The following is a 19,522-nucleotide window of genomic DNA, read 5'->3' on the forward strand; positions in this document are numbered from 1 at the left end:
GAATGCAAACGAGTTGCAAAAATCTGTGTAAAAAAGGGTCAGACCCTGTCGGATCTGACCCCAGCCCTTGCTTCAGGGTGTATTTTTACGCTGCCGATGCTTCCTTTTGGCGCCGTCCGCGCCACCACAGCAGCAAGGCCAGCAGCACCAGAGCGCCGACGATGACGCCCGCGCGGGCCAGGCCGATCAGGTTCGACGGTGCCCCGCCGTTGCGCAAAGTCGTCACCTGTTCCGCCGTCACCTTGATGGCGGGATTGCCGTACATCCGCTGCACGTAATTGCCGAGGGTGACGATCTGCTCGTCCGACAGGGTCTGGCGGAAGGCGGGCATCAGGTGGCCGGCATGGCTACCCTTGCCGTCCCGCCGTTCGACCCCATCGAGGATCGCCATCACCAGGTTGTTGCTGTTGCCGCGCCCCGTCGCCGAATTGTGGAACAGCGGCGGCAAGCTGCCGTCGAAACTGCCCTCGCCCCTGGCCTGGTGGCAGCTGGCGCACTGCGCATCGTACAGCTGCGCACCCGACATCCTGTTCAGGTTTTGCGGCAGCGGCACGCCACGGATGCTGCTCAACTCGTCGCCCGCCTGGCCCCATTGCGTCACCGGTTTCACGTCGGCCTTGTCGCGGATGGCGGGCACGCTCTTGATGTAGTGCGCGATGGCGTTCAAGTCCGCGTCGCTCAGGTGCTTCAGGCTATGGTCGATGGCTTCGGCCATCGGGCCTGCCGCCTGCCCACGGTGCGCGGCGCGGCCCGTGCGCAGGTAGCCGGCCAGGTCTTGCTGGCTCCAGCTGCCGATGCCGCTGTTGACGTCCGACGTGATGTTCGGCGCGTACCAGGTGCCCAGGTCGGCCCCTCCCAACTCCTTCGACAGCTGCTCGGCCATCAGCGCATTGCGCGGCGTGTGGCACGTGGTGCAGTGGGCCAGGCCTTGCGCCAGGTAGGCGCCGCGGTTCCACTCCATGCTTTTCGACCTATCGGCCACGAACGGTTTTTTATCGAGGAAGAGCAGATTCCAGCCCGCCATCGACAGGCGGATGTTGAACGGGAACGGCAAATCCGTCTTGTGCGCCGGCGCCGTGTCCACGGCCGCCACACCATGCATGAAGTAGGCGTACAGGGCGGCCGTGTCGTCATCCGTCACCTTGGCGTAGGCCGTGTAGGGCATGGCCGGGTACAGATTGGCGCCGTCGGCCCGCACTCCATGGCGCACGGCGGCGGAAAACTGCGCCAGCGTGTAGTTGCCGATGCCATGCGTTTTCGAGGGCGTGATGTTGGTGGCGACGATGGCGCCCAATGGCGTGGCCAGGGCCAGGCCGCCCGCCATCGGCTTGCCGCCAGGCACGCTGTGGCAGGCGATGCAGTCGCCGGCCGTGGCCAGGTAGCGGCCACGTTCGATTGCCCGCACGTCCGCGCCCGGCGCTGGCGCCGCCAGCACGGGCAAGGCCAGGGACAACAAGGCGGCGCCGGCCGCCAGTCTGAAGACCGTCATCATGCCGTTCCTCCCTGTTGTTCGTCGAGAATATGCTTGACGGTGCGCAGCGCCACGGCCAGGCCGTTTTCCGTCGAATTGCAGGTACCGGACGTGGGCAGCACACCCGTGCTGCACAGGAACAGGTTGGTGTGGTCGAAGGTGCGGCCCCACTGGTCGCACACGGCCTTGGCCGGATCGGAACCCATCGACAGGGTGCCGCAGATGTGTTGGTTGTTGGCGAACACGCCTTCCTTGCTGTGGCGCAGATTGGTGCCGCCCATCAGCTTGGCGATGCGCTCGAAATCCTGCTTCGAGCGCTCGTGGCCCCGCTTCGTGTACTCGTCGATCGCATAATGCGCCTGCGGCTTGGGAATGCCCATGGCATCCTTTTCGCTGCTGAGGGTAATGCGGTTTTCCCGGTTCGGCAGCACTTCCAGCACGTTTTTCAAGCTCATTTCACGGGCCGAGCGGAAACGCAGCTGCTGTTCAAATGCTTCGCCGAAGACACCCTTGCCGATCAGTTCCTTCGATGCGCCGTCCACTCTCGAGATGTTCGTGAAATCCAGGCGGTACGGCGAATGCTGGCTGCGGAAATCGCCGTCGCGCATGGTGTTGATGGAATTGGGGCTTTGCGGGCCCCGGCCCAGCCACAGGTCTTCATCGGCGTCGAAGGTGATCGAGGTGCTCGGGTGATCCATCAGGTTGCGGCCCACCATGTCGCTGCTGTTGGCCAGGCCGTTCGGGTATTTATCCGAGGCGGAAACGAGCAGCAAACGGGGGCTTTCGATGCCGTTGGCCGCCAGAATAAACGTCTTGGCCGTGACCCGGTGGCTCTTCTTGTCCACGTCGTAGTACAGGGCAGCCGTGATGCGGCCCTGCGAGTCATGTTCCAGCTTGTAGACGTTGGCATTGCAGACGATCTTGACGCCAGCTTCTTCCGCCTGCACTGCGGCGATGCCGCCATGGTATTGCGCGTCGATGGGGCAGATCGGCTGGCAGCTGTTGTTGCCGCAGCAGGCCGGGCGGCCATCGTAGCTGACGCTGTTGCGCGCCACCGTGTTGCCGACGACCTTGAACGAGGGGTCGAGGCGCTCGCGGATACGGCGCATGGCGTACGGCTCCGTCACGGAGTCCATCGGGAATGCCTGCTTGCGCGGCGAACCCGTATTGTCGGCACCGGAGACGCCCATGATCTCTTCCGCTTCCTGGTAGAACGGCTCCAGGTCTGCATAGCTGATCGGCCAGTCGACGCCCACGCCATACAGGGTATGGATGCGGAAGTCGTTCGGCACGTTGCGCCACGCCTGGGCGGCCCAGTGCCACGAAGTGCCGCCGAACTGGCGGATGTATTCGGCGGGGTACGGATACGGGCCGGCCTGCACCAGGTAGCCGTTATCCTTCGGCTGGTAGATCGGGTGCGGCGCCGTGGCCACCGAGGGATACGGCGACATCCAGTCGCTGCGGCGCGTCGTGTTGCGGAAACGGGCAACGATTTCGCCGCGCGAGACGCGCGGGCCCGCTTCCAGGATCAGCACCGAGGCACCCGCCAGCGCGAGCTTGCGCGCGGCCAGGGAACCGATGATGCCGGAGCCGATCACCAGGTAATCGGCGGAGAGTTCTGCAGCCATGATGGCTCCTTAAATTGGTTTTCTGGCCCAGCTGCCGTAGGCGCCGTAGGAATACGTGGGAGGCTTGAGCACATCGGCCACGACGGCCGCGTTCAGCGCCTGCTCGTAGGCGACGCAGACGGCCGCCTCGCCCGTGCCGACGATGCCCAGGTACCAGGCGCTGGCGATCTGGCGCGGCAAGGCCGCCAGCGGCGACTGCGCGGGATCGAGTCCGTCGAGCGCTTCCTGCAGGCCGGCCGCCTGCAAGCCCTGCGCATTGATCAGGGCCAGCAGCGCGCGCACCTTCGTCGGGAAGCCAGCGTCCTGCGCCACCAGCGCGTCATACAGGCGCTTGGCCAGCACGGGGTCGAGCACCTGGCGCCCGACCAGCATGGCCGACACGCCGAGGAAGGCGCCCTGCTCCGCGCTGGCGACCGGTTCGGCCAGCGCCCAGGGAATCAGCGCCGCGGCCGACGCCGACAGCAAGCCGGCCAGCACCATGCGGCGGCCGGGATTCAGGGGGCCGCGGCCCTCCTTATTGTGTGTAGCGTCCAATTGAAGCTCCCGTGAGTTCAGCAACCGTTCAGAAAGAATGCTTGAGACCGACCATCACCACCGTCTGGCCGCCGTTCGACGACGGCGTGCCGTTTTGCGAATCGCCAACCGAGGCGACGGCGTTGACGATGCTGCCGTCCTGGCCCAGGGTCTGGCCGCGCGCCAGCTGGCGCGCTTCGATCAGGTAGATCGCCGTGCGCTTCGACAGCGCGTAAGTCTGTTCGAACGACAACTGGCGGTAGCGCGCGCGGTCGGCGATGCCGTTGGCGTGGCTGGCGAAGGTGTCGCTGTAGCCGGCGGACAGGAACCACTGCGGCGTCAGCTGGTAGCTCGAGATCAGGCCGGCTGTGTTGAAGATGGCCGTGTCGCGGAATGCCGAACGGCTGCCGGCCTGATATTGCACGTTGCTGGCATTGGCGCCCACCATCCACTTGCCCATGGTGTAGCGCGCGCTGGCGGCGATGAATGCTATGCTTTCCGCCGAGGCGTAGCCCTGGTTGAGGGCCGAGATGCCGAAGCTGCCCGATGCGTTGTCGCTCCAGCCGGCGCCGCTCTGCCCATTTTTCAGTTTCAAATAGCCAAGCGCGAATTCGGCTGGCGACGTGCTGTACTTGACGGCGGCGCTGAAGCTGCTGCCCACGGCCTTGCCGTCGGCCGCCTCGCCAAAGCCGTATTGCGCGCTGGCCTGCAAGCCACGCCATGCCGGCATGCTGTAGGTGACGGAATTGCTGATGCGCACGGTCGTATCGAGGCCGTCGATGTCGCCAGGATGAGCGCCGGTGGCACCCGTCAAGACATTGCTCGACGCCAGGGAACCCACGAGCAGGTAGTACGGCGTGTACTGGCGCCCGGCCGTCACGCTGCCGTAGGCTGCCGATTGCAAGCCTACGTAGGCCTGGCGGTTGAACAGGGCGCTGGCCGAACTTTGCGCGCCTGTATCGCTTTCAAAACCGTTTTCCAGCAGGAACAGCGCCTTCAGGTCGCCGCCCAGGTCTTCCACGCCCTGGAAACCGATCTTGCTGGCGGACAAGCTGCCGCTGCGCATATAGGTAATCGACTTGCCGCCCTGGTTGCTCGCGTACGCGGTGGCCGCGTCGACCACGCCGTAAATGGTGACATTGCTTTGTGCGCAAACGTTTGCGCCGATGAGCGTGGAGACGGCCAGCGCCGCAGCGCGCATGCATGGTGTGTTCATTTTTTTCCTGACTTTCCTGTTTTATCTGGCGAAATACGGGCGTGGCGCCACGTTGCCGCCCCATCCATCGATACGGGCGTCCGCTGCTCTTCTTGATTTGGATCAAGTGCGGCAAATTATACGCTTATTTACTCACATGTAAGTGATTGACTGTAGGGCTTAGTCTTATAGCAAATCTGGCAGGCGTGCGGGCGCACGCCCGGCAGCACGGGGAAATCACGGGGACAGGCATGGGGAAAGCAGCGGCGGCGCGTGTCGAAAAACACGCGCCCGATGAATAGTCAGGCAGGCAGAAAAACGGGAGAGGCTGGGAAAATCAGCGCAGAATGGCGGGCGCCACCGGCAGGGTTTCAAGAGCAATAAACGCTTCCAAGGCGCGGCGCATGTCCTCGAACACTTGCTTGCCGTAAGCCGCTTCCAGATGGGCATATTGCAGATCGATCAGCTTCCCCATCTGCATCAGCAAACTGGCGCCCGCTTCCGACAGATGCACCTTGCGGCGGCGCTGGTCGCCTTCGAACTTGCTGCGCCCGATCAAGCCGATTTCTTCCATGCGCGCGAGGATGCCGCTCATGCTGGGACTGGAAATCTGGCAGATCTCGCACAGCTCGCGCGGCTCCAGGGTCGGGCTTTCATTCAGCGCGCGCATGATGCGCCACTGCTGCTCCGTCACGCCGAAGTGATTGAGGATGGGACGAAAATGCTGGAGCAGGCTGTCGCGGGCCTTCAGCAGCAGTTGCGGCATGTTCGGATAACGGATCGGTAGCTGCAAGTGGAACTCCTGGGTGGGCCAGCACAATGAGCGTCATTATACGACTGGCCCGGGGACAATAGCGGCAAAATTCCCCATCCCTGCCGCTCCCGTGCCATGGCGTCAGCTTTTGGTTTTTCTCTGCTCCGGGATGAAGTGTTCACGCACGGCCTTGGCCAGCAAGTCCGGCGGCAGCAAGCCCTGCCCCAGCAGGAAGTTATTGAAGGCCAGGCGGTCAAATTTCTCGCCCAGCGCCAGCTCCGTTTCCGCGCGCAGCTGCAGGATGCGCGTATAGCCATAGAAATAACTGCCCGCCTGGCCCGGCATGTTGAAGGTGTAGCGGTCCAGTTCCTGGCGCGCCATCGGTTTCGACAGCATCACTTCATCCGTCAGGATGCGCCCCGCTTCCTCGCGCGTGACCTGCCCCAGGTTCAGCATCGGGTCGAGCATGGCGCGCGCCGCGCGCAGCATGCGGAACTGCAGCGCGATAAACTGGCCTTCGGCCGGCTCGTACGGGATCATCTCCGCTTCCGCGTACAGGGCCCAGCCTTCCACGTTGACGCTGTTGAACGCATACAGGCTGCGCGCCTGCGACACGCCCCGCTCCACCATGGCGCTGAACTGCAGCTCGTGGCCTGGACGGCCTTCATGCGCGCTCAGGGTCCAGGCGGCGCCCGCGAAATTGAAATCGTCATACGCCTCGCCCTTGCCGCTGGCGGCCGGATTGCTGACGGGCAGAACGAACTGGCCGTGTTCTCCCGTATTGCCGATCAGCGGAGGCGGACGCATGTGCGGCGCCGGCTGTGCCGCCGATTCCGCGGCGGACGCCAGGCGCATGGTCATGGCGCGCGCCGGAATATCGACCACGCGCCGCTGTGCGATGCGCTGTTCCAGTTGCGTATTGACGCCCTTGTAGTGCGCCTCAAGCTGTTCGTTGGGAATCGAATCGCTTTTCAGCGCGCGCAGCACCTGGCGGTAGTCCGTGCCGTCGACGCCCTTCAATGCCAGCTTGGCCGCCACCACGGGCGCCAGCGCCTGCATGGCCGCGCGCGTTTCCAGGTAAGCCACCTGCGCCTGTTCGACCAGGGCGCGCGGCTCGATGTCGATGCCCACCTGTTTCAGGCGAAACGCATACAGCTCGGGCGCCATGCGGAAATCCGTGCGCGCCAACGGCAGCACCACTTGCTTTTCCCACGTCGCGTATTCGTTCAGCTGCTGCTCCATGGCCGCCAGCGCGCTTTCCGCACCCTTGATCCTCATGTCGGCGAACAGCTTGCGGATGCCGGCGATATACGTCGGCACGTTTTCCAGCGACTGCTGCACCTGCAGGCGCACGGGTCCCGCCAGGCCAGGCTGGCCGATTTTTTCCGTGAAGCGCGCCTTGGCCTGCTGCGTGATCGGCGTGCTGCCCGGGAACTGGCCCACGTAACGTTGCAGGCGTTCGAGCGCCTTGGCGCGGCGCGCGGCCGGACGCTGCTCCTGCAGCAGGCTTTGCATGCTGCCAAAGACCAATTGCGGCACATCGACCCACGGCAGGGTGTATTTGGCTTCCAGCTGGGTGCCCATGATTTCCTGGTCGACGGCGCCGATCAGGATTTCCAGGTCCTGGCGTATGCGCTCGTCGCGTTCCAGTTCCAGCTTTTGCTGCAATTGCGCGCGCGCCTTCTGCATGGCCGCCACATGGCGCTCGGTGATGTTCGGCCCCAGGTCGGCGGCCAGGCCGTCGTACTGGGCCAGGCCCGTATCGGAGGCGTCTTCGGGCGAAAACTGCGCCTGCGCCGCCAGCACGATGGCCGCATTGCGGTTGCTCGCTTCAACCCAGGCCGATGAAGCGCCGACAGTTGCAGGGACGGCGGCCATGGCGGGCATGGTAAACGCGATGGAGAGTGCGGCTACCAGCACGGTCTTGCACAATTGCGGAGTGACGGACATCGGGGGATTCCTTCCTGAGGTGAACGATGAGCGAAGCGGCGAGTATCGGCCAGCCCCGGGTAACTGTCAATTCACCCCGTTCAGCGCGGGCAGGTTCCATGGCGTGACGATCTGGATGGCGGACAAGGGCGGCACCTGCGCCAGGGCCGGCAGCGCGCCCTGCGCCCGCAGTATCTCTTGGCAGGCGCGGCGCATGTCCTGGCCCAGGTCATGGTGCAGCACGGCGTGGATGGCGCCCGACTTGAGCAGCGCCACGTTGTCCGCATCGAGGTCGTGGCCAATGAAGACCCGGCAAGGCCGGCCCGCCTGCGCGAATGCCTGCACGATGGCGGCATTGCCGCCGCCGATGGAATACACGGCGGCGATGCCTGGATGTCCGGCCAGGGCCTGGCGCACCAGCGCACCCGTGGCGCCGTCGATGCCGTGGCCCTCGCTCACTTCGACGATGGATAAATGGCGGTGCCGTTCGCGCAGCGCGCGGCGAAAACCGATCTCGCGCTCTTCCTCACCATGAAAACGGTTGCTGCTCAAAGTCACCAGTACCTGCTGTTTTCTGGGCCGCTGGCCCGCGCCCAGCCACTGGCCGATCAGGCAGGCGGCCGTCTCGCCCGCCGCGCGGTTATCCATGCCGACATAGCTGCGGCGCGCGGAGGACGGTAAATCCGTCACCAGCGTCACCACGGGAATGCCGGCCGCCGCCAGCCGGTTCACCGCCTCGGCCACCGGAGGCAAGTCCGGCGCTTTCAGCAGCACGCCGTGGCTGCCATTCTTGCGGATGCGTTCCAGCTGGTCGACGATGCCGTCCGCGTCCAGCGTTTCATGCAGGTGAAAGCGCGAGCGCAGCACGGCCGGATGCAGGGACGGCAGCTCCGATTCGAGTGCGGTGCGCGCGGCATCGGTAAAGCGGCGCGGCGCCACCATCAGCACGTCGAGCATGAATTTTCTGCCCGCCAGGCCCACCTGCGTGCTTTGCCGCGCCAGTTCATCGAGTGCCTGCATCACGCGGCGCACCGTATTGGCGTGCACGCCCCCGCGCTGCTTGATCACGCGGTCGACGGTCGCCACGCTGACGCCGGCCTGCAGCGCCACGACCTTGACGGGAAACGGATGCGTCATGCGATGTCCATTGTAATTGATGGTTTTTTGATGGATTTCCTGATGAAAAATGCGGATTTTCATCCCTATACTGATTCTACAACTTAAAACATCAGGAGACACCGCATGATCACCCAAGACGCCGCGCCGCCCGCCCCCTTCTGGCTGTCGCAGCAGGATTGCCGGCTCGATGATTTCATCCGCACCGTCAGCCAACGCACGGCGCTGGCCGACTATCCCCACGCCGTTGCGGTGGAAGACAATATCCTCGTCTACGATTGCGACAAGGTGCGTGCGCTGGCCGCCAGTACCGCGTCGCTACTCGCGCTGCAGGCAGAATGGGGCAAGGCGCTAATGGATGGCCCCGGCGTCGTCGTGCTCCAGCGCGCCGTCGACGACACGGGGACGCTGGAACAGGTGAGCAGCGTGTTTCGCGCGCTGATCGCCGAACAGCATGCGAGCGGCCAGGCGGGCGGCGACCATTTCGCCAAGCCAGGCGCGAACGACCGCATCTGGAACGCCCAGCAAAAACTGTGCATCCGCGCGCCCGAGGCGTTCGCGCGCTACTACGCCAATCCCGTGTTTGCGTGGATAGCCCAGGCGTGGCTGGGCCCCGCCTACCAGATGACGGCGCAAGTCAACGTCGTCAACCCGGGCGGCGCGGCCCAGGCGCCGCACCGCGACTATCACCTGGGCTTCCAGAGCGCCGCCGCCTGCACCTCCTACCCGGCGCCCGTGCACCAGATGTCGGCCCTATTGACCTTGCAGGGCGCCGTCGCCCACTGCGACATGCCGGTCGAGTCCGGTCCCACCCTGTACCTGCCGTATTCGCAGCGCTACGGGGCCGGTTTCCTCGCCTGGCAGCAACCGCCCTTCCACGATTATTTCGCCCGGCATTGCGTGCAATTGCCGCTGTCACAAGGCGACGCCGTCTTCTTCAACCCCGCCCTGTTCCATGCGGCGGGCCATAACCGTTCATCCGACATCCGCCGCATGGCCAATCTGCTGCAAGTGTCGTCGCCGTTCGGGCGCGCGATGGAAGCGCTGGACCGCCGCGCCATGAGCGCCGCGCTGTATCCGGCGCTGCAGACCTTGCGCGCGCAGGGAGTCCTGTCCGCCGCCGGCATTGTTCACGCGATAGCCGCCTGCGCCGAAGGCTACGCCTTCCCCAGCAACCTCGATCGCGACCAGCCTATAGACGGCATGGCGCCGCCCACGCAGCAGCAGATCATGCACGAAGCGCTGGCGCAGGACTGGCCCGCCGCCCGCTTCCTCGACGCGCTGGACAGCCACGCCTGGCGCCAGCAAGCTTGATCCCCTATCGCGACACCCTCGGAGACTCCCTATGCAAGACATCAACATCGGCCTGATCGGCGCCGGCTACATGGGCAAGGCCCACACCATCGCCTACAAGGCCGTGCGCAGCATTTTCCCCACGGCCTTGAACCCCGTGTGCGAATGCATCAGCACCAGCAGCGAAGCAGGCGCCGCCCGCAGCGCCCAGGAACTGGGCTGGAACCGCTCCACGGGCGACTGGCGCGCGCTGGTCAATGATCGCGCCATCGACGCCATCGTCGTCGCCACGCCGCCGGCCACGCACAAGGACATCGTGCTGGCCGCACTGGCCTTGGGCAAGCCCGTGTTCTGCGAAAAGCCGCTGGGCATGACGGCCGCCGAATCCCTGCTGCTGGCGCAGGCGGCGGAAATAGCGGGCGTGGCCAACATGGTGGGCTACAACTACATCCGCACGCCGGCCAGCCAGCTGGCGCGGCAGATCATCGAATCGGGCGAAATCGGCGAGATCATCCACGTCGCCGCCGAACACGTGGAAGACTATCTGCACGACCCGGGCGCGCCTGCCTCGTGGCGCACGCGCGAAGCGACAGCGACGCGTGCCGGCGCGCTGGCCGACGTGGGCTCGCACCTGCTCAACCTGGCCCTGCGCCTGGGCGGCCCCGTCGACTCGCTCGTGGCCGACATGAATACCGTGCACGCGCAGCGCCAAGGGCCAGCTGGCATGGAGGCAGTGGAGAATGACGACCAGGGGAATGTGATGCTGCGCTTTGCCAGCGGCGCGCTAGGCGCCCTGACCTTCAGCCGCGTGGCGGCCGGGCGCAAGATGGGGTACACCTACCGCATCACGGGGACGAAAGGCGCGATCGCCTTCGACCAGGAAAACCAGAATGAACTCTGGCTGTACGACGCCGGCCGCCCCGCGCAGCGCCAGGGTTTCCAGCGCCTGCTGATGGGACCCGCCCACCCCGACTACCTGGCGTTCAGCCAGGGCGCCGGGCACGGCACCGGCTACAACGAGCAGATCGTCATCGAAGCGCGCGATTTTCTGCAAGCGATCGCCGGCGGCCAGCCGGTCTGGCCCACCTTCCGCGACGGCTACGAGGTGGACCGGCTGATAGCCGCGGCGCTGCGCTCTGTGCAGGAGCGCAGCTGGATTACCGTACGTTGAACGGCTTTAGTAGGCCAGTCCGTAACCGAACTTGTACAGCGGATGGGCTGTGTCATACGGCACGTCCGATTTCTGCACCTGCACTTCGGCCATCGACGATGGCAATTCGAACGGCAGCTTGCCTTGCGGCTTGGCCTTGCCTGTCAGGACATCGAACAGCGCGCCGTCGCTCACGCCGAAGTTGGCGAGGATGGCGCTGGCCTTGTCCTGCACGTTGCCGAGGATGGCCGGGCGGTCCAGGTACACGGTGACCACCGTCTTCGGCGCGAATTTCGCCGCGTTCTTGATCGCCTCGTAGTCGGCGTCGCCATCGGCGTAGTTCAACCTTCCCTCATGCTGCATGCTGCCGAAGATGTAATTCGGGTGCAGGATTTCATACGGCGCGGCCACGCGCAGCAGGGCCACGTCCGCTTCCTGCGGCGTGGCGACCACCGTGTAGCCATACTGCTTCGCCACGGCCGCATCGATGCCGTACAGGTAGACCTTCTTGACGGTGGCCGCCAGCGGCAAGACCTTGTCCTTGTTTTCCAGCAGGACCAGCGAACGGCGTTGCGCATCCAGGCCCGCCTCGATGAAGTCCGCCTTGCCCACGGTGGTGGCCGCCTTGGCCGCATCGACGAAAGGATGCTCGAACAGGCCCTGCTTGAATTTCTGGATCAGGATACGGCGCGCCGACGCGTTGATGCGCTCCTCCGTCAGCTGGCCACGCTGCACGGCTTGCGTCAGGTACGGCGCTTCCGTCACGCCGCCAAACTGGTCCATCCCTGCCGTGACGGCTTTCACATAGCGCTCGGCCTTGGTGGCGTTTTCCATGCCCCACGGCGTGCCGAAGCCCATGAAGGAAGGCGCGACGCCTGGCGCCGTGCCGTTGCGGCAGTTGGCGTCGCAGTCGGAGGTGATGCCCCAGTCGGACAGGATCACCCCCTCGAAACCGTATTTTCCGCGCAGCAGATCCGTCAGCATGGTCTTGCTGAAGCCGGCCGCCACCTGTTCCAGGGTGATGCCGTCGATGGTGATATTGCCGTCCGGCAGAGCGTAGGTCGGCATGACGGAAGCCGCCTTGGCCGTGAAGGCGCCTTCGAACGGTTTCACGTGGTAGGCGAAGTTGTTGCCCGGGTAAGTCATGTAGCGGCCATAGTAATTGTGGCCGTCGTAGCCCTCTTTCGTGGCGCCGTAGCCGACCCAGTGCTTGACGACAGCCACCACGCTGCCGTCATGCAGACCCGTGTTCCCGTCCTGGAAACCTTCGATATAGTGCTGCACCATGCGCTTGGCCAGGTCCGCGTCTTCGCCAAAGGTGCCGTTGATGCGCGACCAGCGCGGCTCGGTGGCCAGGTCGGCCTGCGGCGACAGCGCTTGCGTGATGCCGACGGCCAGGTATTCCTGGCGCGCGATGTCGCCGAAGCGGCGTACCAGCGCATCGTCGCCGATGGCGGCCAGGCCCAGGGTTTCAGGCCACTGCGAAAAGCCCTTGGTGCCGGCGCTGGCGCCCACCGTGTACTGGAAATGGTGGCGCGGATCCGTGCTGATGGAGACGGGGATGCCGTGGCGCGACGTTTCGCTCAGGGCTTGCACCTTGTTGTACTGGGTCGCCATATTGGCCGTGTCGCCCGCCATGCGCGTGATGAAGGTGTTGACGTACTGCTTGACGATCAGGTCTTGCAGGGCCGTCAAGTCGTAGGCGCCGCCCTGGCCGATGCCGGTGGGGTCGGCCACGGTGGGCGCCGTTCCGTGCATCATCAGGCCCGCTTTTTCATCGAGGCTCATGCGCGACAACAGGTCGTCCGCGCGCGCCTCGGCCGACAGGCGCCAATCCTCATACGGATCGATCTTGCCGTTGCGGTTCATGTCCTTGAAAGTATAGGCGTCGAGCCTGAGCTGGGCATAGGTGGTGGCGCCGAACACGGGCTGCTTGTATTCCTCGCTGACGGTGTCGTTGCCGCAGGCGGCCAGGGCAAGCGTGGCGACGCAGCCGGCGACCAGGCGGGCCATCGGTTTCAAAGTGCAATTCATCATTATCTCCAAGACTGTTTTTGTAGGTATCAAGGCGCGGCAGCAAGGCCGGCCGAAAACAATATAGCGTGAGAATGCGTGAGTTTCTTGACCGCGCAGCACGCGTTTTATACCCGCGAGAACAATTTTTGGTTAGATGGCACAACAACCAACAATCTCCTACAAAGTGCTAATATTTGTGAAAAATTACTACAACAAGCAGAATAAGCAGAATAAGCAGGAGGCAGCCTTGCACAAACCCGACACGCGCACGGTTTCGAACCGGATCGCGCAGCAATGCGCGCGCGCCATGCAGGCCGATGGCCACGACCCCGCCGAGTTTTTTCAGCGCACGGGCATCACGCCGGCGCAGCTGGACGAACCGGGCGGCCGCATCAACGCCGAGCGGCACCGCCGCATGACGGCCTACGCCCAGCAACTGCCGCAGCACCGCGGCTTGCTCGACCTCGACGTGACGCACTGGTTCGCGCATTACTCGGGCATCGCCCACGTCTGCTTCAACCGCCCCACCCTGCGCAGCGCCCTGCACGAGCTGCTGCACTTGCGGGGATTGATCGGCGAATTCGATTTCATGCTGATGAGTGAAAATGGCACGCGCATCGAGATCGAATACCTGTCCGAGTTCTGCCCCTCGGGCGGCGCCATGCAGGCGCTGGCCAATTTCCGCATGCTGTCGCTGGTGGCGCGCGCCTACGACGATGGCGCGCCCACCGCCTTCCATGCCGGCTTCCAGGGCAAGGCGCCATGGTTCGCGCCGGCCATTTCCGAGTGTTTCGGCGCAGCCGCCACATTCGGTCAGGCGCGCAATACATTGACCTTCGACGCGCCGGCGCTGGACCGGCCCTTCGCCCAGTTCAACGCCATGCTGGCGCCGCACGCGCTGCGGCACGCGCAGGGGCAATTGCAGCAGCTGCAGGGAGCGCAGCTGTTTTCGGCCCGCGTGGAGCAAGCCATCATCGATCTGCTGGGCCAGCAAGGCTCGGGCGACGCCGATAGCGCCTCGCTGCTGCCGGCCCTGTGCGACGGCCTGGCGATGAACCGCTGGACCCTGCAACGCCAGCTGCAGCAGGAACAGACCTCGTTCCGCGCGCTGGAACTGCGCGCCAAGAGCCGCGAATCGCGCCGCCTGCTGCGTGAAACGAGCCTGAGCGTGGCGGAAATAGGCGACCGCCTGGGCTTTTCCTCGCAAAGCGCGTTCACCCGCTTCTTCAAGAACCAGTTCGAACTGCCGCCGGCGCGCTACCGGCAGGATGCCACAGGCGCCTAGAGAAGAGACAAACAACAAACAACAAGAAACAAGAAACAAGCAAACCGGCAACCCACGAAACGGCCCAAGTCAAGGAGACAGGCCCCCCCGGGCCAAGCGAGCCTGAAAAATGTCGAGAGCAAGGCGCAGCGACGCAGACAGTACGCAAGTACGGCAAGGAAGCTGCAACGCCGCCATCGGCATTTTCTCAGGCCCGCGTCTCCGGCCCGCTGTTTAAAGCGCTAGTCTGCCACCACCCCTGCCTGCCCCCGTATCCGAAACCAGATCGCATACATGGCGGGCAGGAAGACCAAAGTCAGCACCGTACCGGCAAACGTGCCGCCGATCAGGGTATAGGCCAAGGTACCCCAGAAAACCGAATGTGTCAGCGGAATAAATGCCAGGATGGCCGCCAGCGCCGTGAGGATCACGGGTCGCGCGCGCTGCACGGTCGCTTCGACCACGGCGTCGAACGGCGCCAGGCCGGCCGCCTCGTTCTGGTGGATCTGGCCGATCAGGATCAGGGTATTGCGCATCAAAATGCCCGACAGCGCGATCAGGCCAACGAGCGCATTGATGCCGAACGGCTGCTGGAACAGCAGCAAGGTAGGCACCACGCCGATCAAGCCCAGGGGGCTGGTGAGGAACACCATCACCATCGCCGAAATCGAACGCACCTGCAGGATAATCATCAACAAGGTCAATGCCAGCATGATGGGGAACAGCGGCAGCATCGCTTGCGTGGCCTTGGCCGATTCCTCGATGGAGCCGGCCTGCTCGATGCGGTAGCCGGCTGGCAGCTTGTCGATGACCGTTTGCAGCTGCGCCGTGATGGCGCCCGAGACGTCGGGCGGCTGCATGCCGTCGGCGATGTCGCCGCGCACGGTAATCGTCGGCTGGCGGTCGCGCCGGCGCATCACGGGTTCTTCCGAGCGCACCTCCACGCTGCCCACCTGCGACAGCGCGATGCGTTCGCCATTCGCGCCGGCCAGGGTCAGGTCGGCGATGCGCGCCGGGTCCAGCCGCACGTCGCCGGCCGCGCGCGCCACCACCTGCACCGTGCGAATATCTTCGCGCACGGCCGTGACAGGCACGCCGCTAAGCAAAAACTGCAGCTGCTGCGCCACCGCGGACGACGTCAATCCCATCGCCTGCAAGCGCTCCTGCTGCAGGCTGAAATGCAGGGTCGGCGTGCGCGTGCCCCAGTCGGTGTTCACGGTCCGCATCATCGGGCTGGCCTGCATCACGGCTTGCACCTGGCCGGCGATGCCGCGCAATACCTCGGGATCGGGGCCGCTGACCCGGTAGGCGACGGGGAACGGCGAATACGGGCCGAACACCAGTTGCGTGACGCGCACGCGTGCTTCGGGCGCCAGACCGGCGGCGACTGCCTCGCGCAAGCGCTGCTTCAGGGCGTCGCGCGCCTGCTGGCTGTCGGTGCGCACGACGATCTTGGCAAACGACGGATCGGGCAATTCCGGTCCCATCGCCAGGTAAAAGCGCGGCGCGCCCTGGCCCACATAGGCCGTGACGATCTTCGCCTCGCTCTGGCGCGCCAGCCACGCTTCCACCTTGGCCGCCGCGCCGCTGGTCTGTCCGATCGCGCTGCCGTACGGCAGTTGCACTTCGATCAGCACTTCAGGACGGTCTGAAATCGGGAAAAACTGCTTCTTGACGATGGCCATGCCCAGCACCGCCAGCACGAACAGGCCGATCACGGTACAGAACACCAACCATTTGCGGGCGATCACGCTTCCCAGCAACCGGCGAAAACGGTGGTAGCGCGGCGTGTCGTACAGCGCGTCATGGCCGCCGGCGACGTGCTTGAGTTCAGGCAGCAGCTTCACGCCCAGGTAGGGAGTGAACACCACCGCAACCACCCACGAGGCGATCAGCGCGATGCCGACGATCCAGAACATATTGCTCGTGTATTCACCGGCGCTGGAACGGGCAAAACCGTTCGGCATGAAACCGACGGCCGTGACCAGGGTACCGGCCAGCATGGGCGCGGCCGTGTGGCTCCAGGCATAGGCGGAGGCGGCGATGCGGCTGTAGCCCTCTTCCATTTTCACCACCATCATTTCGATGGCGATGATGGCGTCGTCCACCAGCAGCCCCAGGCCCAAAATCAGGGAACCGAGGGTGATGCGGTCGAAGTTCTTGCCGGTGGCCGCCATCACGATGAATACCACGGCCAACGTCAATGGCACGGCGGCGGCCACCACGATGCCAACGCGCCAGCCCATGCTGACAAAGCACACCAGCATCACCACCAGCAGCGCGGCGAGGAACTTGAGCATGAATTCGTCGACGGCCGCGCCGATATTGACTGCCTGGTCGGTGACCTTGGCCAGGCTCATGCCCAGCGGCATGGCGGCGCCGATGGCCGTCACTTCCCCGTCCAGCGCCTTGCCCAGATCCAGCCCGTTCCAGCCGTCGCGCATGACCACGCCCAAGAGCAGCGCCGGCTCGCCGCCATTGCGCACCATGAAACTGGCCGGGTCTTCCTGGCCACGGCGCACGGTGGCGATATCGGACAGGGTCAAGGTGCGCCCCTGCGCCACCACGGGCGTATCGCGGATCTTTTGCAGCGCATCGAGCGCGCCGTCGAGGCGGATGAATACTTGCGGTCCGCGCGTCTCGACCGAGCCGGCCGGGCTCAAGGCGTTCTGGCCGTTCAGCGCCGCGAACACGTCCTGTGCCCGCACGCCCAGTGTGGCCAGACGCTCCTGCGAAAACTCCACGTAGATGCGTTCGGCCTGCTCGCCGATGATATTGACCTTTTTTACGCCCGGCACATGCAGCAGCCGCTGGCGCAGGGTTTCCGCCTCGCGCACCAGCAGGCGCTGCGGCTCGCCCTTGGCTTTCAGCGCATACAAGGCAAAGGTGACGTCGGCGTATTCGTCATTGATCATGGGACCGATCACGCCGGCGGGCAAATTGGCCGCCTCGTCGCCCGCCTTCTTGCGCGCCTGGTAAAACTCGGCCTGCACCTGCTCGGGCGGCGTGCCGTCGAGCAGGGTCAGTGTCGTGAAGGCCAGACCGGGCGTCGTATAGGTCTCGGCCCGTTCATACCAGCGCAGCTCCTGCAGGCGCTTTTCGATCTTCTCGGCCACCTGGTCCTGCATTTCGCGCGCGCTGGCGCCTGGCCAGGCGGTGACGATGGTCATCACCTTGACCGTGAAGGCCGGGTCTTCCGCGCGCCCCAGCTTGAAGAACGACAGCAGGCCGGCCAGCGAAATGAGGCAGATCAGGAACAGGGTGACGGAACGCTCGCGCACGGCCAGCGCCGACAGGTTGAAGCGGGCCGCGCTCATGGACGCGCTCCCGCGGCGGCTGCCGCTGGCGCCTGTTCGACCCTGACCTGCTGGCCCTGGCGCAGCAGATGGGCGCCCAGCGCAACGATGCGTTCGCCCGCCTTCAGGCCATCCACGTCGGCGCCGTCATCGTGCAGACCTTGCACCTTCACGGGCCGCCAGGTCACTTGGGCCGGCGTGCCGCCGATCACCCACACGCCCTGCCCCTTGCCTGCGTCATGCAGGGCCGCCAGCGGCACTTGCACGGTGCCGCCGGCCGCTTGCGCACCGGGCAGGCGCAAGGTGACGGTGGCCCCCAGCGGCGCCTTCGACAACGCCGCATCGAGCACATAGCGCGCCTCGAAGGTGCGCGTTTGCCGGTCCGCCGTCTGCGACAGCTGGCGCAAGGTGGCCGGCACGCCGGCGCCCGGCCTGCCGAACAAGGTGGCCTGGCCGGTGGAGCCGAGCGCGGGACGCAAGGTTTCAGGCAGCTGGATCGCCGCTTCGCGCCGGCCGTCATGGGCCAGGCGCACCACCACCTGCCCGGCCGCGACCACCTGGCCCGGTTCGGCCAGGGTGTCCATGACAACGCCGTCGGCGTCGGCCAGCAGCACCGCGTACTGCAGCGCATTGCGCGCCACCCCGGCCTGGGCTTCGGACGCCTTGAGCTGGGCGCCGGCCGCGTCAGCCGCCGCCTTCACCTGGTCGTAGCTGGATGCCGAGATGGCGCCCGTGCCGCGCAAGTCGCGGTAGCGCGCTTCCTCGTCCACCGCCTGGCGCGCGCGGGCGCGGTCGGCGATGACTGTTTCGTGGCGCGCCTGCGCCAGCAGCTGAAGGTCGTCGGCGTCGAGGCGCATCAATGGCTGGCCACGGCGCACGGCCTGGCCGGCGTCGACCAGCCGTTCGCGCACCTTGCCGGCCACGCGAAAACCGAGATCGCTCTGCACGCGCGGCGCGACCACGCCCGTGAAGCTGCGCATGCCCGCCTCGGCGCCCTGCACCGCGACGGCGCGCACCAGCGGCGTGGCCGCGCGCGGATCGGCCTGCGCCTTGTCGGCGCAGGCGCTCAAGGCCAGGGGTAAAGTGGAAATGACAACAGATGAAGCGAGGCGGCGCCAGCGCATAGGAATTCCATGAATGAGTGATCAGAGCCCTCATTCTGGTACTAGTGACCAATTAAGTCAACCGTCACTTATCATTGAAGCGCTTACGGCGACAAACTGCGCAACACCAGACTGGACAGCTGCACCACGGCCGTTTCGCTGCTGTCGACGCTGTGTTGCAGCAGCAAGGGATTGACGTAGGGGCGCATCACCAGGTAGATGGCGCTGGCCGTTTCGTCGAGCGGCGTCTTGCGTTCAAAGTCGCCCGTCTTGCGCCCCTGCTGCAAGATATCCTGCAGCAAGGCGCCCATCGCCAGCTCGTAGGCCTGCACGGCCGGCCAGCGCTCGGTGGCGGCCGAGGCGGCGATGTCGTACAGCTTGCGGTCCTGGAAAAACAATCGCAAGCTGGCCTCGACGCTGGCCCTGAACATGCGCCGCAGCTGCTCTGGCGGCCGCCCGGCCGCCGCGACGGCCGCCTTCACCTCCGTCTCGATCTGGTGCAGGCAGTTGCCGCAGATATGCTCGCCGATGGCTTGCTTCGATTCGAAGAACTTGTAGATATAGGCCTTGGAAAAGCCGATCGCCCTGGCCAGGTCGGAGACGGTCGTCTTTTCATAGCCGTAGCGGCTGAAGTAATCGGTGGCGGCGGCAACGATCTGGTCGCGCACGTCGTGGCCGGCGGGGCCGCGTGCTGGGCTGGGGGTGTCGGGTGTGGTGGAATTCATGGCGACAGCTTAACGCGCCGCGCTGGAATACACAATAAGTGACCGAAATGTATTATAGTCACACATTAT

14 protein-coding genes are annotated in these 19,522 nt (G+C 65.2%); 3 read left to right on the forward strand and 11 right to left on the reverse strand.

All coding sequences use genetic code 11. The features are described 5' to 3' along the window. Positions 1-85: 85 nt before the first annotated feature. From VM94_RS07475 to VM94_RS07505, 7 genes are all read right to left on the reverse strand, one after another. Positions 86-1,492: a cytochrome c gene (locus VM94_RS07475; protein ID WP_138829108.1), complete on the reverse strand. Its 1,407-nt coding sequence runs from the start codon at positions 1,490-1,492 to the stop codon at positions 86-88. Next, on the reverse strand, positions 1,489-3,099 hold the full coding sequence (locus VM94_RS07480) for a GMC family oxidoreductase (RefSeq protein WP_046682884.1): 1,611 nt from the start codon (positions 3,097-3,099) through the stop codon (positions 1,489-1,491). Before VM94_RS07480 ends, VM94_RS07475 begins: the two co-directional genes overlap by 4 nt. Positions 3,100-3,108: 9 nt before the next feature. Then, positions 3,109-3,633: a sorbitol dehydrogenase family protein gene (locus VM94_RS07485; RefSeq protein WP_235432869.1), complete on the reverse strand. Its 525-nt coding sequence runs from the start codon at positions 3,631-3,633 to the stop codon at positions 3,109-3,111. Between the two features lie 28 nt (positions 3,634-3,661). Continuing rightward, on the reverse strand, positions 3,662-4,828 hold the full coding sequence (locus tag VM94_RS07490) for a porin (RefSeq protein WP_046682886.1): 1,167 nt from the start codon (positions 4,826-4,828) through the stop codon (positions 3,662-3,664). Between the two features lie 316 nt (positions 4,829-5,144). After that, the gene (gene hpaR / locus VM94_RS07495; RefSeq protein WP_223278727.1) at positions 5,145-5,600 is read right to left on the reverse strand and encodes a homoprotocatechuate degradation operon regulator HpaR; all 456 of its coding nucleotides are present in this window, start codon (positions 5,598-5,600) and stop codon (positions 5,145-5,147) included. Between the two features lie 102 nt (positions 5,601-5,702). Further along, positions 5,703-7,511 (reverse strand): DUF885 domain-containing protein, encoded by a 1,809-nt coding sequence (locus VM94_RS07500; protein ID WP_052755604.1) that lies wholly within the window; start codon positions 7,509-7,511, stop codon positions 5,703-5,705. Positions 7,512-7,577: 66 nt separating this feature from the next. Continuing rightward, the gene (locus VM94_RS07505) at positions 7,578-8,627 is read right to left on the reverse strand and encodes a LacI family DNA-binding transcriptional regulator (protein ID WP_046683110.1); all 1,050 of its coding nucleotides are present in this window, start codon (positions 8,625-8,627) and stop codon (positions 7,578-7,580) included. A gap of 105 nt (positions 8,628-8,732) precedes the next feature. Between VM94_RS07505 and VM94_RS07510 the strand changes: the two genes are divergently transcribed. Further along, entirely contained in the window at positions 8,733-9,920 is a 1,188-nt protein-coding gene (locus VM94_RS07510; protein WP_046682887.1) for a phytanoyl-CoA dioxygenase family protein, read from the forward strand. 31 nt (positions 9,921-9,951) lie between these two features. Then, positions 9,952-11,070 (forward strand): Gfo/Idh/MocA family protein, encoded by a 1,119-nt coding sequence (locus VM94_RS07515; protein WP_046682888.1) that lies wholly within the window; start codon positions 9,952-9,954, stop codon positions 11,068-11,070. 6 nt (positions 11,071-11,076) lie between these two features. Here VM94_RS07515 and VM94_RS07520 read toward each other — a convergent pair whose 3' ends face one another. Further along, the gene (locus VM94_RS07520; RefSeq protein ID WP_046682889.1) at positions 11,077-13,086 is read right to left on the reverse strand and encodes a glycoside hydrolase family 3 protein; all 2,010 of its coding nucleotides are present in this window, start codon (positions 13,084-13,086) and stop codon (positions 11,077-11,079) included. Between the two features lie 226 nt (positions 13,087-13,312). Here VM94_RS07520 and VM94_RS07525 point away from each other — a divergent pair, with 226 nt between their 5' ends. Further along, on the forward strand, positions 13,313-14,350 hold the full coding sequence (locus VM94_RS07525; protein ID WP_160309280.1) for a helix-turn-helix transcriptional regulator: 1,038 nt from the start codon (positions 13,313-13,315) through the stop codon (positions 14,348-14,350). A 221-nt stretch (positions 14,351-14,571) separates the two neighbouring features. On the opposite strand, the gene VM94_RS07530 is transcribed toward VM94_RS07525, so the two are convergent. The 3 genes from VM94_RS07530 to VM94_RS07540 form a co-directional block, all read right to left on the reverse strand. After that, positions 14,572-17,646, reverse strand: coding sequence for an efflux RND transporter permease subunit (locus tag VM94_RS07530; RefSeq protein WP_046682891.1), 3,075 nt, complete (start codon positions 17,644-17,646; stop codon positions 14,572-14,574). Then, positions 17,643-18,749 carry an efflux RND transporter periplasmic adaptor subunit gene (locus VM94_RS07535; RefSeq protein ID WP_046682892.1) on the reverse strand — a complete coding sequence of 369 codons (1,107 nt, stop codon included), beginning with the start codon at positions 18,747-18,749 and terminating at the stop codon, positions 17,643-17,645. Before VM94_RS07535 ends, VM94_RS07530 begins: the two co-directional genes overlap by 4 nt. An 83-nt stretch (positions 18,750-18,832) precedes the next feature. Beyond that, on the reverse strand, positions 18,833-19,453 hold the full coding sequence (locus tag VM94_RS07540) for a TetR/AcrR family transcriptional regulator (protein ID WP_046682893.1): 621 nt from the start codon (positions 19,451-19,453) through the stop codon (positions 18,833-18,835). Positions 19,454-19,522: the final 69 nt, after the last annotated feature.

This window comes from Janthinobacterium sp. KBS0711, assembly GCF_000988085.1.
Taxonomy (GTDB): Bacteria; Pseudomonadota; Gammaproteobacteria; order Burkholderiales; family Burkholderiaceae_D; genus Janthinobacterium; species Janthinobacterium lividum_E.